At 65.1% G+C, this 15,593-nt stretch carries 10 protein-coding genes; 8 read left to right on the forward strand and 2 right to left on the reverse strand.

Translation table 11 applies throughout. The features are described 5' to 3' along the window. Together B4394_RS16075 and B4394_RS16080 are read right to left on the reverse strand one after the other, a co-directional pair. Positions 1-1,284: a glycosyltransferase gene (locus B4394_RS16075; RefSeq protein ID WP_078315652.1), complete on the reverse strand. Its 1,284-nt coding sequence runs from the start codon at positions 1,282-1,284 to the stop codon at positions 1-3. Further along, the gene (locus B4394_RS16080) at positions 1,281-1,904 is read right to left on the reverse strand and encodes a TetR/AcrR family transcriptional regulator (protein ID WP_078315653.1); all 624 of its coding nucleotides are present in this window, start codon (positions 1,902-1,904) and stop codon (positions 1,281-1,283) included. The genes B4394_RS16075 and B4394_RS16080 overlap by 4 nt, the downstream gene beginning before the upstream one ends. Before the next feature lie 138 nt (positions 1,905-2,042). On the opposite strand from B4394_RS16080, the gene B4394_RS16085 reads away from it, so the two are divergent. From B4394_RS16085 to alaS, 8 genes are all read left to right on the forward strand, one after another. Then, positions 2,043-3,191 (forward strand): kinase, encoded by a 1,149-nt coding sequence (locus tag B4394_RS16085; RefSeq protein WP_078315654.1) that lies wholly within the window; start codon positions 2,043-2,045, stop codon positions 3,189-3,191. Between the two features lie 295 nt (positions 3,192-3,486). Then, the gene (locus B4394_RS16090) at positions 3,487-3,756 is read left to right on the forward strand and encodes an acyl carrier protein (RefSeq protein WP_078315655.1); all 270 of its coding nucleotides are present in this window, start codon (positions 3,487-3,489) and stop codon (positions 3,754-3,756) included. Next, positions 3,756-8,261, forward strand: a complete 4,506-nt coding sequence (locus B4394_RS16095; RefSeq protein ID WP_078315656.1) for a type I polyketide synthase — start codon at positions 3,756-3,758, stop codon at positions 8,259-8,261. The genes B4394_RS16090 and B4394_RS16095 overlap by 1 nt, the downstream gene beginning before the upstream one ends. A 2-nt stretch (positions 8,262-8,263) precedes the next feature. Then, the gene (locus tag B4394_RS16100) at positions 8,264-10,012 is read left to right on the forward strand and encodes a fatty acyl-AMP ligase (protein ID WP_078315657.1); all 1,749 of its coding nucleotides are present in this window, start codon (positions 8,264-8,266) and stop codon (positions 10,010-10,012) included. A 55-nt stretch (positions 10,013-10,067) separates the two neighbouring features. Then, the gene (locus B4394_RS16105; protein WP_078315658.1) at positions 10,068-10,910 is read left to right on the forward strand and encodes a DUF3097 domain-containing protein; all 843 of its coding nucleotides are present in this window, start codon (positions 10,068-10,070) and stop codon (positions 10,908-10,910) included. A gap of 44 nt (positions 10,911-10,954) precedes the next feature. Further along, on the forward strand, positions 10,955-12,307 hold the full coding sequence (locus B4394_RS16110) for a replication-associated recombination protein A (RefSeq protein ID WP_078315659.1): 1,353 nt from the start codon (positions 10,955-10,957) through the stop codon (positions 12,305-12,307). A 78-nt stretch (positions 12,308-12,385) separates the two neighbouring features. Beyond that, positions 12,386-12,703 carry a hypothetical protein gene (locus B4394_RS16115; protein WP_078310692.1) on the forward strand — a complete coding sequence of 106 codons (318 nt, stop codon included), beginning with the start codon at positions 12,386-12,388 and terminating at the stop codon, positions 12,701-12,703. Positions 12,704-12,901: 198 nt separating this feature from the next. Continuing rightward, the gene (gene alaS, locus B4394_RS16120) at positions 12,902-15,589 is read left to right on the forward strand and encodes an alanine--tRNA ligase (protein ID WP_078315660.1); all 2,688 of its coding nucleotides are present in this window, start codon (positions 12,902-12,904) and stop codon (positions 15,587-15,589) included. Positions 15,590-15,593 lie beyond the last annotated feature (4 nt).

The following is a 15,593-nucleotide window of genomic DNA, read 5'->3' on the forward strand; positions in this document are numbered from 1 at the left end:
TCAGTGGCCATGATGTGCACCTTTCGTCGTCGTGGCATCCAACAGTGCGGCGATGACGTCCACTGCCGCCCCGATACCGTCCTCATCACGAACGAGTCGTGAAATGCGTTGGGCTTCTTGTCGATACCGTGAGAAGGTGATCACCTCTGTGATCGATGCCGAGAGTTGGTCGGCCCGAAGCGACGTACGCGGCAGCGGTGTACAGGCGGCCCCGATGTGCCCCAATCGGTGAGCCCAGAAGGGCTGGTCCATGATGCCCGGGATGGGAACACAGGGGATTCCGGCCCGCAATGCGGCGGCGGCCGTTCCGGCGCCGCAGTGGTGCGCGGCGGCGGCCATTCGCGGAAACAGCCAGGAGTGCGGAACATCGTCGACGGTGATGGCGTCATCGCCCAGGCCGGCGAGTCCGGCCCACCCGCGTTGCACCACTGCCCGTACTCCGGCTCGACGTATCGCGGTGTCGATGGTCTCCGAGAGCTCGTGTCCCTTGGCGGTAGCGGTGCTGCCGAAGCCAATGAAGACGGGAGCGGGCCCGTTGTCGAGAAATTCGCTCAGTTCTTGTGGGGGGAGCCAGGTGTCGTCATGATCGGGCCACCAGTACCCGGTCTGATGCCAGTGCGGTCGCCAATCGCGGGGGCGTGCGACAACGTGACGGCTGTAGCCGTGCACCATGGGCCAGTGTCTCGCGCGGATGTCGTGGTAGCGGCGCAGTGAAGCGGGGGCCAGTCCGAGATGGTGGCGCAGATCATCGATGAGCGGTGTGTAGATCCGTTCCCCCCACTGGGCAAGGCGCCACACCAACCGGTTACCCCAGGTGCCAAACGACCGGACGGTCAGTGGCGGTGGCGCAAAATCGGCGGTGGGGCAGGCCGGTTGAAGTGAGAGGCCTGCACTGGGTATGTCGAGTGCTTCGGCAACGTGATACCCCAGCAGGGTGCCCACTGGGCCTTCGGTCAGCAGAACATCGGCATCGTGCGCAGTTTCGGCCATCGCCTCGCCGACTCCCGCAAGTCCTGCCCGCATCTCAGTGAGAGCTGCCCCCGAGGGGCGCATCCGCGCGCCGTCCACGAGTGCCTGACCATGCTCGCAGTCTCGAGTTGCCGCTTCGGTATCTCCGGGCAACGGACGGAATTCCAGACCGGATGCACGTACCAGGTGTGCATAGGGTTCTTGCGCGGCAATGACCACGTGCACAGACAGGCTGTCGCGCAGCCGTTTTCCCAGCCCGGTCAGCGGCACCACGTCTCCACGGGTGCCATATGCGGAGATCACGATCGTTGTCATGGCGCTGTCCCGACGGCCTTGGTGAACATGTCGACGAGTTGTTCTCCGTATCCGGTGGCGTCATAGTCGGGGTCACGTCCCAGTTCCCACACGGCGCCATCCAGCGCCGCCCGCAAGGCGTTCTTCATGAACCGGGGCGACACCGACTGGAACTCACCGGTCGCGACGCCGTCGAGGAAAATCGCCTCGGGGTCCATCGCGGCGAACTCGGCGGGGGGCGCTGCGCCTGCCGCCGCCTGGTCGAACCGCAGACCGTCCTGACTGCGATAACCGGTGATGATCTCCAGTAGGGCGATCGCGGCCATCCGATTACTGACGACGAACTCGATGTTGGCCCTGATGTAGGCCGTGAGACGTGCGATCGCGGTGGTCTCTGCCTGCACTGCGGGCACGATCGCGGTGCACGCCCGGGTGAACACCTCGAGCATCACGGATTCGATGACCTCAGTTTTCGATGTGAAGTGATACAGCACCGCGCTCTTGGCCACTCCGACGTGCTCGGCAATTTTCGCCAGCGACGTCTGCGGATACCCGGCACCGGCGAGCACCTCGATGGCGCCCGCCACTATCTGTGCCCGTCGGGCCCGTTCAGTGAAGGTCAATGTCTCTGCAGACCGCATGGTCTCAAATTAGACCGATCGGTCAGAACGCGCAAGGGCAACGCCCACGACACCCGCTGGCAAATGCATGGATGTGAATTCTGAGATGAGTGTGTGCCGCCCCACAGTCTTATAAAGACGGGGTAAGGTGAGGCGGTAATGACCACATTATTGGCAGACCCCGTCGCGCAGGTTATCGCCACAGCTGAGGAGTTGCTCTCCAAGCGCGCGGGGGCAACCGTGACGTTGGCTGAACCCGAAGATCTCGGTGGCAGCGGGCCTGCGATCGTTATTCGGGTCCGTGCGGTGCAGAACCCTTTCGCGTTGCCGAAGTCCATGGTGATCAAGCAGGTCCCCGAGGGCGGATCCCATGCCGCCGTGCTGCGCGAGGTCGTGTCGTACCAGTTTGCAAACTCCCTGACGGCCAAGCATCGGCCCGGGCCAGAACTGGTTGCCTACTCGATCGCCGAACGACTCATCGTGCTCACCGACCTGGGTTCCGCGCCGACCATGTCTGAACTGCTCGCAGAGCGCAATCGCGCTGCGATAAACCACGCGTTGATGGCGTGGGCGCAAGCCCTGGGGCGGATGCATGTGGCCACGGTGGGGCGCGAAGGAGACTTTGCTGCACTGCTTCGGCGCATTGATGTGAAGAAGGCCGATGTCGACCCATCGCAGCAGCGCCTCGGTGGAGCGGACACCATCGCCCCGCTGCAGCAGATCCTGAGGAGTGAGTACTCCCTCGAGGTACCGACGCCGCTGATTCCACGCCTACAGCAAACAGCTGAACTCTTCGAGAAGGGCGGCGTTCGAGCCTTTAGTCCTTCCGAGGTTGCCCCCGACAACATCCTTGTCACCGAGCACGGCGTCCGTATCCTCGATTACGAATGGGGCGGATTCCGGGACATCGTGCTGGACATCGCGCACGCACTCACCGTCTACCCGGAGTTCCTCGGCGCCACCGAACGCGAGGAGGTCGCCGAGCTCGATGATGCGATGACCGAGGCGTGGAGCTCCGATGTCGTGTCGATCGCACCGGCGCTCGCGGACGACGAGATGCTCGCGCGGCGCATCCTGGATGCGCGGCTGATGTGGGTATGGCTGGCCACCCACGAGTACTTCACCATCGATGTCGACATTGACGACGACACGGTGGCCCTGGGGAACCCCGCACCGAGCCACCCCGCACTTCTGGGGCGTTGGATGGCACTACACGCGGCCGCCGAGCGTGTGGGCGACGTCGTCGTGGCCGGCCACGCAGCGGACGTTATCGCCGCACTGCGCGGCGATACTTTTACCGAGGACTGAGCGCCGGATCGAACCTCATTCGGTCAATGTCCACCGCGATGCAGGTCCTCGAACAGGCTGTGCGCGAATATCTTTCAGCCGACCGGAACGGGTAATGCATTCCCGGAAGTGTTGAGTATCACATCTGTACGTCATCCAACCTGACATACAAGGCCGGTCGTGCCGTTGACTTGACACATCAGGACGTGCAGGGTTTTAGCGCACCACTTATCTCCATAGCCTCGACGCTGTTCGCCATGACAGCGTTGTCAATCGCTGCGAAACATCATCCGCGCGTAGATATTTGAGGTGACTGGTGACATCGAACAACATTGTGTTCTCCGAAGAGCTTGACCTCGTCGTTGAGGCCATCGAGTCGGTGGCCACCGAGGCGCTTCCCGAGCTCACTCCCGAATCGGAGATCGCGGACCTGGGTTACAACTCGGTGCAGACCCTCGAATTCCTGACGCATATCGAAGAGGTCGCCGGAGTCCGGTTGCCTCCGCGTGAGCTGGTCAGGGTGAACACGATCGCCGATCTGGCCGCCGTCGTACGTGCACATCTGGCCGCTGAGCTCGCCGGCTGATGGACGCGCACCGCGGGAACGGTCCATCGGAGCCGCTGGCCATCGTGGGGATGGCATGCCAGGTACCGGGGGCCGGGGACGTCCGATCCTTCTGGCAGATGCTGCTGCGAGGCGACACCGCCGTCGGACAGATCCCGCGGGAGCGCTGGGAGCATGGGCCGTTCTTCGATCCCGAGGGTAAGCGCCCCAACACCACCTACACCGATGTGATGGCCGCGGTCAGCGGTATCGACCGGTTCGATCCGCTTACCTTCGGGATTTCGCCGCGGCAAGCCGAAGTCATGGATCCGCAACATCGGATCCTGTTGACCACCACGCGCGAGGCATTGGAGGATGCCGGCTTCGATCAGGAGAGCTTCGCGGGCCGCAGCGTCGGCGTATACGTCGGTATCTCGACATCCGACTTTCGCGAGGTGGTGGTGAGTGCGCCCCTGCGCGGAGTGCAGCTCGGCGCCGGTCAATTCGGGGATTCCTCAAATCTCTCCGATATCGACTCGCGGGCCCTGACGGCGGATGTCCCGGTAGTGCGTCCGTTCACGATGCCGGGCTCGCTGCTCAACATGTCGGCCGCGATGATCAGCAGAGCGTTCAATCTGCGCGGGCCTTCGATGGCGGTCGACGCCGCCTGCGCGTCATCGCTGGTCGCGCTGAACAACGCTGTGCTTGCGCTGCGGTCGCGGCAATGCGAGGTGGCGATTGTTGCCGGAGTACACCTGAATCTGGTGCCCGATTCGCTGGTGATGTTCTCGAAGATCGGCGCCGTCTCAAAGTCCGGTGTCTGCGCCCCCTTTGACGCGAGCGCTGACGGATTCGTACTCGGTGAGGGCGCGGGCGTCATCGTGTTGACCCGCGAGGACACCCTGCCCGCGCGGGGCGAGGTACATGCCTGGCTACGTGGCGTCGGCTGCAACAACGACGGCTCCGGCGCCGGGCCGATGGAGCCGCAGGCCGCGGGACAGCGCGCCGCGATCGAGTTCGCACTTGCGGACGCGGGGCTGGATCCCGGTCAGATCGATTACGTCGAGGCGCACGGTACCGCCACTCCGGTTGGCGACGCGGTGGAGGTCGAGTCGTTGAGTTCTTGCCTGGCGCACCGCGGGGATCTGCCGCGGTATCTCGGCAGTGCAAAAGCCAATGTGGGGCACGCCATGTCCGCGGCGGGGCTGATCGGGCTGATTAAGACGGCACTGGTGTTGCGCACCGGAATCATTCCGCCGCAGCCCAACATTCGTGAAAAACGAGGAGCGCTAAATCTGGAGGAACGGGGTTGGCGCATCGCCGAATCGGCGACCACGCTGCCCGCTGTGCCGCTACGGCCGCACGTGGCGGGTGTCAGCGCGTTCGGATTCGGCGGAACCAATGTGCATGTACTCCTGGAAGCGGGTCAGCCGCGTGACGTCGCGCGCACAGGCACACCCCGGGACTCCTGGGTGATACCGATTCGCGGTGAAAATGCCAGCGATATCGAGGTGCGCTGCCAGTATCTGCTGGACGACATCGACGCCACACCGGACCTGGACCTCGGACAGGTGGCCCGGACGCTCACACGCCGCGAGGACCGCGGGGTGGAGTTGCTGATCGTCACCGGTTCGATCTTGGAGCTCCACGAGCATCTGCGCGCCGCGCTCGCAGTGCTCAAGGCAGGTAGCGAGATTCCCACGCGGATAGGCGAAGACATCTGGTATCGATCGGCCAAGCCGGCCTCCTCGATCCCTCGGGTCTGCTTCCTGTTCGCCGGCCAGGGGGCGCAGACCGTCAACGAGCTCGCGTTATTGAAAACCGCGGTGCCGGGGGTGAATGCGACTATCGAACGTCTCGCCGAGGCCGCGAACAGCCCCGGACTGCTCGACGTGATGTATCCGGCCGAGCACACGCCGGATGCCGAGATGGCGCTCGCCAGCACGGACCGCTGCCAGCCGGCACTGCTGATCACGCAGCTGGCCCTCGTGCAGTATCTGGCCAGCGCCGGTGTCGTTCCCGATGTCGTACTGGGCCACAGCGTCGGGGAATTCGCCGCCGCCGCCACCGTGGGAGTGCTCTCCGACGAGGAGGCGGTGCGTTTTGCCGCCCGGCGGGGAGAGGCGATTGCCCATGCCGACATTCCTGCCGGGGGGATGATCGCGTGCCGAAGTGACGAGGCCACGCTGCGCGCGCTCATCGAGGGCGTTCCGTCGGTATGGGTGGCCAACCACAACGCCGCGGATCAGATCGTCCTCGCCGGCACCACCGACGGATTGGCCACTGCCGGTGCGCTACTCATCGGCGCCGATGTTCCGCACAAGGTGCTGAACGTCTCGCATGCCTTCCACAGTCCGCTGCTAGAACCGGCGAACCGTGAAATCTACAGGCTGGTTGGGGAATTGCCCATCCGGAACCCGGAAATCGCCTTCATATCGTGCATCTCGGCATCCGAGTACACCAATGCGGAGGAGATTCGCGCGCGGTGGCGTGAACACGCGCTCGCACCGGTGCGTTTCTCCGGCGCCCTCGGCGCCCTCGGGGGCACGGACACCGTCTTTCTTCAGATCGGTGCGGGGCGTGCTCTGTTGAACCTCGCGCGGTCGGTGGGCGCTCCTGCCGATCATCTGGTGGAGGTGGACACCGCCGAGCACGCTCGCCTGCTCAATCGGATACGGGCCCAATTGCGTTCGGTTGGCGTGCCCACCGCATTGGACGGCCCGTCCGATCACCCGGGCGCACTGCTGACCACACGGCCGGTTCCCGCCAAGTCACTGTGGCCGGTGAAGAAGCGTGAATCGCGGCGCACCCTCGCGGCGATTCCTCAGGACAGCTCTCCGGCGAAGCGGACACAATCCGCGCCTATCGGGAAGGAATCACCCCTCGTGCAGGACATCATCTCGCTCTGGCGTGAACAGACCGCGCTACTCACTACGGTCCTGGGTAGCCAGGCCGTCGACCTGCCGCCGATTGCTCAGGCGGTACCCGCGATACCCGTCGCCGTGGAACCTGTCACGGTACCCAACCCGCAGCGTACGTCCGTGAATCGAAACAGCAATGCGCTCAACGAGATCGCGCGCATTGGATCATATGACGCGGCGGCGCTCACCGCCGGACACCTCCTCGTCGGTGATCTGGGCTTTGACTCGCTGATGCTCACGGAGCTGTTCAAGACCCTGCAGAAGGGCAATCCGGACCTTGCACTGCAGGACTTCAGTGCCAAGGAACTCACAGTGGGCAATGTCGTGGCTCTGGCAGCAGGGCAGACGGCTGTGGTGGTCGCGAAACCCGAGCCCTCCGGTGAGGTCCTCGTCGAGCGGGTCAGTCGTGAGCGCACGATCACGGATTTCCCGGAGTGGCAGGCGCTGGACAAGCGGCTGAAAGACTTCGACAGCGAGGGCACGGAGAACCCGTATTTCACGGTGCACCAGCAGGTTGTCAATGACACCACCCGCGTGGGCGATCGTGTGCTGATCAACTTCTCGAGCTACAACTATCTGGGACTGTCGGGGGACGAGCGGGTCACCGCCCGCGCCCAAGAGGCGTTGAGCCGTTACGGCACATCGGTTTCCGCAAGCCGACTGCTTTCGGGGGAGAAGCCGGTGCACCGCGAGCTGGAGGCGGCCATCGCGCGGCTGCTGAAGGTTGAGGATGTGGTCACCCTCGTCGGCGGCCATTCCACGAATGTCACTGCCATCGGCCACATTCTTGGTGAGCAGGACATCGTGCTGCACGACGCGCTGGCGCACGACAGCATCATGCAGGGCTGCCGCTTGTCCGGTGCGACGCGGCGTCCGTTCAAGCACAACGACGCCGCACATCTGGACCAGCTACTCGGCACCGTTCGCGACCGATACCGTCGGGCTCTGGTGGTGATCGAAGGCGCCTACAGCATGGACGGTGACATCGCCGACCTGCCGGCGTTCATCGAGGTGGCCAAGCGGCATGACGCCCTGCTCATGGTCGACGAGGCGCACTCCATCGGGGTTCTCGGTGCGGGCGGCGGCGGCATCGGCGAGCACTTCGACGTGGACCGTTCTCAGGTCGACATCTGGATGGGCACCCTGTCGAAATCGCTGTCCAGCTGCGGTGGCTACCTCGGCGGATCTCGCGAGCTGATCGAGTACCTGAAATACAGCCTGCCCGGCTTCATCTACAGTTGCGGGCTGCCACCGGCGTCGGCCGGCGCCTCGCTCGCCTCGATCGAGATTCTGCAGGCCGAGCCGGAACGTGTTGCCGCACTGCATGCCAACGCCGACTACATGCGTGCCGCGTTTGCGGGCGCCGGTCTCTCGTTCGGCGACAGCAATGGGACACCGATCATCCCGTTCGTGGTGGGTGACTCGCGCCGATCGCTTCTGCTGGCCGCGCAGCTGCGCGAATCCGGCATCAACGTCGATCCGATCCTGTACCCCGCCGTGCCCAACGATCAGACGCGACTGCGCTTCTTCGTGACGGCCAGCCACAGTTTCGAGCAGATCGACCGCACCGTGAAAATCCTTGCGAACCTTGTCAACCCCGCAACCCAGAACCTGAACGGAGCGTGACGATGTTCGACATCGATAACCCGCGATCGTTGGCCACGGCGCTTCAGGCCAATGCCGCGTCGACCACCCGCGGACTGACATTCATCGGCGACGACCGTAGCGAGGTATTGGTGCCCTTCGCGGAGCTGCTGGGTGAGGTGGCTCGCGGCGCCGGTGCGTTGTCGGCACACGGCATCGCGCCGGGTGACCGGGTGGCGCTGGTAGTGCCGGATACCCGTGAATTCGTCACCGGGTTCCTCGCGATCGTGTGGCTCGGTGCCATACCCGTGCCGTTGTATCCGCCGACGAGCCTGGGTAAGCAGGACGCATACCTCGACTTCCTCGAATCAGTGCTGTCCTCCAGCGGATCTCGCGGACTCATCGCACCGCAATGGGTAGACGAGGTGCTGAACCTGTCGGCCAGATTCGGTGCCCAGGTGGGTGCCGTGGTGCCTACCGAAACTGTCACCGCCGGAGGCGATTACGTGGATGCCGCCCCGCGCACCACAGATCAGGTCACCTTCCTGCAGTTCACCAGTGGCAGTACCGGAAAACCGAAGGCCGTCCGGGTGACCGACGCCTCGCTGTGGGCCAACGCGCACTCATTCCTGACAAATCTGCGCTGCCTGGAGGCGCAGAAGTACCCCACCGAACGCCTGGTCAGCTGGCTTCCGCTCTACCACGATATGGGTCTGATCGGGCATTTCCTGAGTGTGGTGCTATTCGGGCTCCAAGCAACGTATCTGCCCACACTGGCCTTCCTGCGTGACCCGGGCATCTGGCTTGACACGGTGTCCAGGCATCGCGGAACCGTCTCCTTCGCACCGAATTTCGCGTTCGCATTGACGGTCAAGAAGGCCGTGCCGCCCCCGGCAGGGGAGACCGCGTGGGACTTTTCCAGCGTGCGGGTCTTCGGTTGCGGCGCCGAACCGATCAACGCCGAGGTGCTGGATGCCTTCATCGAGGCGTATGCCCCGCACGGACTCACACAGGAGGCCGTGATGCCTGCCTACGGCATGGCCGAGGCCACCCTCGCGATCACCTTCGACAGCCTTGCCAGCCGTTTCGAGCGTCTGCCCATTTCCGGTGCGGCATACCGGAATGAGGGTCTGGTGGTCCCCGCCGCCGTAGGCGATGACGTCCTCACCTTCGTCAGCTGCGGGAAGGTACTCGACGACCGGCACCGCGTGCGGATCGTCGACGACGCCGGGCGAGAGCTGGAGCAGGGGCGTGTCGGCGACGTTCAGTTTCACGGACCATCGGTCGCGGCCGGATACTTCGAGAATGAGGAGGCAACCCGTAATGCCTTCAGTGCCGACGGGTGGCTGAGCACCGGTGATCGCGGGTTCATCGCGGACGGCAACCTGTACGTCACCGGGCGTAAGAAGGACATCCTCGTCGTCAATGGGCGCAACTACGACCCGCAGCAGGTCGAATGGGCGGTAGAGGATGTGCCTGGCATCCGGAAGGGCAATGTGGTGGCCTTCTCCGTACCGGGAGATGTCACTGAACACGTGGTGATCGCCGCCGAACGATCCGGCAAGAGCGACGACGACAATGCTGCGCAGATCACGAAGATCAGGCGTTCGGTGTCCGACCGCACGCGTCTGGCGCTGGCCGATGTCGTGTTGTTGCAGCCGGGCCAGCTGCCCAAAACCTCCTCGGGAAAGGTGCAGCGTTCGCGCACCCGCGACCTCTATGTGCAGGGGGCACTCGCCGATTCGGTGGTGGCCACTCGCACTCACGCGCACGCGGTTCCGATCACGGTCTAGTCACAGGGGCGCGTCGTAGCCGGATGCGGCGCCGACGCGTTCCTACCATCGCCGGGTGGCTGATCGCTATGGCACCGACATCCTGTCCAACAACCCGCATGCTCCGCGGCGTCCTCAATCGACCGAGGTCGCGGCGATAAAGGGCCTGGTGGTCGAGGATGCCCAGACGGGCTTCGTGGGTGCCGTCGTGCGGATCGAGTACGGCCGGATGGATCTGGAGGACCGGCACGGACGAGTCCGCGGATTCCCGGTCGGGCCGGGATATCTCATCGACGGCAAACCGGTGATCCTCAAGGAGCCGTTGCGGCACACACCCACCAAGCCATCCAGGAGCGCATCGGGATCGGTTGCGGTACAGGGTCTTAAGGCACGCACGGCGCTGGCCAGCCGAATCTACGTCGAGGGCCGTCACGATGCGGAGCTCGTCGAGCAGGTGTGGGGTCACGACCTGCGCGTCGAAGGTGTGGTCGTCGAGTACCTGGGCGGGGTGGACGACCTCGCGGCCATCGTGAAGGAATTCCAGCCCGGTCCGGGGCGTCGGCTCGGAGTGCTGGTTGATCACCTGGTGAAGGGGTCGAAGGAATCACGTATCGCCGAAACGGTGCAGAAGGGCCCCTACGGCGAGCACACCCTCGTGGTCGGGCATCCGTTCGTCGACATCTGGCAAGCGGTCAAGCCCGAGCGGATCGGCCTGCATGCCTGGCCCACCGTGCCACGGGACATCGAATGGAAGCACGGCATCTGCCAGGCACTGGGCTGGCCTCATGGCAGTCAGACCGAGATTGCCGAGGCCTGGCGCCGGATCCGCGGCAAGGTGCGCACCTGGGCCGACCTGGAGCCCGCCCTGATCGGCCGTGTCGAGGAACTCATCGATTTCGTCACGCTGCCTGACCAGTGACGGGCTGCACTGAACCCGTCGGCCCGACGTGGTAAGCCTGAGACGTGTCAGACAGCCTGTTCGACGTGCCCGGGGGCGGGTTCGACGTGGCCCCTGTGGATGCGGGGGTGGCGCCCAACGCGCCCCTCGCTGTCCGCATGCGCCCCGCCACACTCGATGAGGTGGTGGGGCAGGGGCACCTGCTCAAGCAGGGCTCGCCGTTGCGCCGCCTCGTCGACGGCTCCGGCGCGGCCTCGGTCATCCTGTACGGACCGCCGGGCACAGGGAAGACAACTCTCGCATCCTTGATTTCGGGGGCCACCGGGCGCAGGTTCGAAGCGTTGTCGGCCCTGTCCGCGGGCGTGAAAGAGGTGCGAGCGGTCATCGACGATGCGCGCCGTGCCGCCGTCCATGGCCGCCAGACAGTGCTCTTCATCGACGAGGTGCACCGGTTCTCCAAGACACAGCAGGATGCGCTGCTCGCGGCGGTCGAGAACCGGGTGGTGCTGCTGGTGGCCGCCACCACGGAGAATCCCTCCTTTTCGGTGGTGGCACCGCTGCTTTCGCGTTCGCTGATACTTCAGTTGCAGCCGCTGGGCGACAACGATATTCGCGAGGTACTCGAGCGGGCGATCGCCGATGAGCGCGGGCTCGGTGGTGCGGTGACCGTCGACGCCGAGGCGCTGAGCCTGCTGGCGCAGTTGGCCGCGGGCGATGCGCGGCGCGCACTGACCGCGCTGGAAGTCGCCGCAGAAACAGCCGAAGGCGCGGGCTCGGTCATATCCGTCGAAGTGGTCGAGCAGTCGGTGGATCGGGCAGCGGTGCGCTACGACCGCGACGGTGACCAGCATTACGACGTGGTGAGCGCCTTCATCAAGTCGATCCGGGGCTCCGATGTGGACGCCGCGCTGCACTATCTGGCGCGCATGCTGATCGCCGGGGAGGACCCGCGCTTCATCGCCCGGCGGCTGATGATCCTGGCCAGTGAGGATGTCGGCATGGCAGACCCCACCGCGTTGCCGTTGGCGGTGGCGGCCGCCCAGACAGTGCAACTGATCGGGATGCCTGAGGCGCAGCTGACCTTGACCCACGCGACCATCCACCTCGCGACCGCGCCCAAGTCGGGAGCGGTTCCCGCGGCACTGGGTGCGGCGATGGGTGACATCCGCGCGGGGAGGGCCGGGCTGGTGCCGCCGCATCTGCGTGACGGCCACTACAGCGGCGCCGCAAAACTGGGCAACGCCGTCGGATACGTGTACCCGCACAACGACCGCGACGGTGTGGTGGCGCAGCAGTATCCGCCCGATGAGCTGGTCGGTGCCGATTACTACCAGCCCACCGATCACGGCAACGAACGTGACATCGGATCGCGGCTGGACAAACTGCGCGCCATCATTCGCCGTGGGCTGAAGCGCTGAGTTGTGATCGAGTGTGCGGATTTTGTCGGTTCTGGCCGGTAAATCGACACAAATCGCACACTCGGCATACTGGACGACATGGCGTTACGTATGCGTGTGATCGCGGGGGGATTACTGGCATCGCTCGCTGTGATGGCGGCGCCCACCATGGCGTGGGCAGATCCGGAGCCTGAGCCGGGACCCGAGCCCGTCCTCGACGATCCAGGCCCGCCACCACCTGCGCCTGTTGACCCCTGGGTGGAGCAGTACGGCCGCGACGTCGGGGCCGGTGCCGCCGGTAACGCCGCGGAGGCAGGAGCCGGCATTCTGCTGAGCCCCTTCCTGGGGCCATTCACTGGCCTCGCGACCGCACCCATCGGCGGCGCCGTCGACAGCTCGATCCGCGACGCGCCTTAGCGGTCACCGGCCGGGCTTGCTGCGTACGCGGTCCGAGCGCGTTCATGTGTGTCGAGCGTCTCTTTCCGGTTAGCCGGGCGCAGTGTGACGGACCAGATACTCGGTGGCGGTACCTCCTGACCTTGGCGTATACCGGCGGTAGGCAGACGCACCGGTAGGGTGGTCCGGTCAGATTCCCCAGCTACACGCAAGGACGACATGCAGACACACGAGATCCGGAAGCGATTCCTGGACCACTTCGTGAAGGCCGGTCACACTGAGGTACCGAGCGCCTCGGTGATTCTCGACGACCCCAACCTGCTGTTCGTCAACGCCGGCATGGTCCAGTTCGTGCCGTTCTTCCTGGGGCAGCGCACGCCGCCGTACAACACGGCCACCAGCGTCCAGAAGTGCATTCGCACCCCGGACATCGACGAGGTGGGCATCACCACCCGGCACAACACGTTCTTTCAGATGGCCGGGAACTTCTCCTTCGGCGACTACTTCAAGCGTGAGGCGATTGAGCTGGCCTGGACGCTGTTGACCAACCCGGTGTCCGAAGGTGGTTACGGGTTCGACCCGGAGAAACTCTGGGCCACCGTCTATCTCGATGACGATGAAGCCATCGGGCTGTGGCAGGAGATCGCCGGGCTGCCGCTGGACCGGATTCAGCGCCGCGGAATGGCCGACAACTACTGGTCCATGGGCATCCCCGGTCCGTGCGGCCCGTGTTCAGAGATCTACTACGACCGTGGCCCCGAGTACGGCATCGAGGGTGGCCCGGAGGCCAACGAGGATCGCTATATCGAGATCTGGAATCTCGTGTTCATGCAGAACGAGCGTGGCGAGGGCACCTCCAAGACGGACTTCGAGATCCTCGGGCCGCTGCCGCGTCAGAACATCGACACGGGTATGGGTGTCGAGCGCATCGCGTGTCTGTTGCAGGGTGTCGACAACGTCTATGAAACCGACCTGGTGCGGCCTGTCATCGATTGCGTGGCAGCAGTCGCCCCGCGCGGATACGGGCAAGGTAGCCACGAGGACGACGTCCGCTACCGCGTCATCGGCGATCACGCGCGCACCGCGGCGATCATCATCGGTGACGGGGTCAGCCCCGGCAACGAAGGCCGCGGCTATGTGCTGCGCCGCCTGCTGCGCCGGATCATCCGCTCCACCAAGTTGCTTGGCGTCGAAAAGCCCATGATGGGCGAGCTGATGGCCGTGGTGCGTGACGAGATGGGCCCGTCGTACCCCGAGTTGGTGACCGACTTCGAACGCATCAGCCGAATCGCCGTTGCCGAGGAGACCGCGTTCAACCGCACCCTGGCTTCCGGTTCGAAGCTGTTCGAGGACGCCGCGGACAAGACGAAAACGGCTGGAAAGAGCACGCTTTCGGGTAACGATGCGTTCACCCTGCACGACACCTACGGATTCCCGATCGAGCTCACCCTCGAAATGGCGGCCGAGGCCGGGCTTTCGGTGGATGAGAACGGCTTCCGGGATCTGATGAACGAGCAGCGGCAGCGCGCCAAGGCTGACGCTGCCGCGCGCAAGCACGCCCATGCGGACCTGACGGCGTACCGCGAACTTGTTGACGCGGGGCCCACGGAATTCACCGGGTTCGACGAATTGGATTCCCAGGCCACGATTCTGGGCATCTTTGTCGACGGTGCCCGGGTGCCGGTTGCCTCAGCGGGCACCGAGGCGGAAATCGTGTTGGACCGCACCCCGCTCTACGCCGAATCAGGTGGCCAGATCGCCGACGTCGGATCCATTCGCGGAGACGGGGCCAACGCGACATCGCAGGCGAAGGTCGCTGATGTTCAGAAGATCGCCAAAACCCTGTTCGTGCACAAGGTCACGGTGGAATCCGGTGAGTTCGTCGAGGGTGACCAGGTGGTGGCCTCGGTGGATCCGCAGTGGCGCCACGGCGCCACTCAGGGTCACTCGGGCACGCACATGGTGCACGCCGCGTTGCGGCAAGTGCTGGGGCCCAATGCCGTTCAGGCAGGCTCGCTGAACCGGCCCGGATATCTGCGTTTCGACTTCAGCTGGCAGGGGGGGCTCTCGGAGGCGCAGCGGCAAGAGGTGGAGGACGTCGCCAACAAGGCGGTCGAGGCCAACTACCCCGTCAACACCTTCGTCACGAATCTGGACCAGGCCAAGTCGATGGGCGCGATGGCGCTCTTCGGCGAGAACTACGGCGACCGGGTGCGTGTGGTCGATATCGGCGGACCGTTCTCACTGGAACTGTGCGGCGGGACGCATGTGGCGCATTCCTCGCAAATCGGGCCGGTGACGCTACTGGGGGAGTCCTCGGTGGGCTCCGGGGTCCGCCGCGTGGAGGCCTACGTCGGGCTCGACGCGTTCCGGTACCTCTCCAGGGAGCGTGCCCTGATGGCGGCGCTGTCCTCGACGCTGAAGGTGCCCTCCGAGGAGGTTCCGGGCCGGGTCGCCACCCTGGTGGATCGGCTCAAGGTGGCCGAAAAGGAATTGGAGCAAACACGTTTGGCCTCGGTGAAGGCGTCCATCGCGACATTGGTGAACAACGCCGAACGCCTGGGCACTTCGGCCGGCACTGTCACCGTGGTCGCGCACCGGCTGCCCGATGGCACCGGCGCGGGCGACCTGCGCAGCCTGATCGGCGACATCCGGGGCCGGCTCGGCAGTGACCCCGCGGTGGTGGCCCTGATCGCGGCCGGAAACGGCTCGGTGCCCTTCGTGGTGTCGGTCAATCAGGCCGCGCAAGATGCGGGGCTGCGTGCCAGCGACCTTGTGGGCGCCATCGGATCGGCCGTGGACGGTCGAGGCGGCGGTAAGTCCGACACGGCACAGGGATCCGGCAAGGATCCCTCCGGCATTGACGCGGCGCTGCAGGCGCTGCGTGAACAGATCCGCCGGGCCTGAATCG

The organism is Mycobacterium sp. D16Q16 (assembly GCF_002013745.1).
GTDB lineage: Bacteria > Actinomycetota > Actinomycetes > Mycobacteriales > Mycobacteriaceae > Mycobacterium.

Bases quoted from the DNA above. Each gene is read 5' to 3' on its own strand.
- B4394_RS16075 (WP_078315652.1), bottom strand. From the start codon at position 1,284: ATGACAACGATCGTGATCTCCGCATATGGCACCCGTGGAGACGTGGTG.
- B4394_RS16080 (WP_078315653.1), bottom strand. From the start codon at position 1,904: ATGCGGTCTGCAGAGACATTGACCTTCACTGAACGGGCCCGACGGGCA.
- B4394_RS16085 (WP_078315654.1), top strand. From the start codon at position 2,043: ATGACCACATTATTGGCAGACCCCGTCGCGCAGGTTATCGCCACAGCT.
- B4394_RS16095 (WP_078315656.1), top strand. From the start codon at position 3,756: ATGGACGCGCACCGCGGGAACGGTCCATCGGAGCCGCTGGCCATCGTG.
- B4394_RS16100 (WP_078315657.1), top strand. From the start codon at position 8,264: ATGTTCGACATCGATAACCCGCGATCGTTGGCCACGGCGCTTCAGGCC.
- B4394_RS16115 (WP_078310692.1), top strand. From the start codon at position 12,386: ATGGCGTTACGTATGCGTGTGATCGCGGGGGGATTACTGGCATCGCTC.
- alaS (WP_078315660.1), top strand. From the start codon at position 12,902: ATGCAGACACACGAGATCCGGAAGCGATTCCTGGACCACTTCGTGAAG.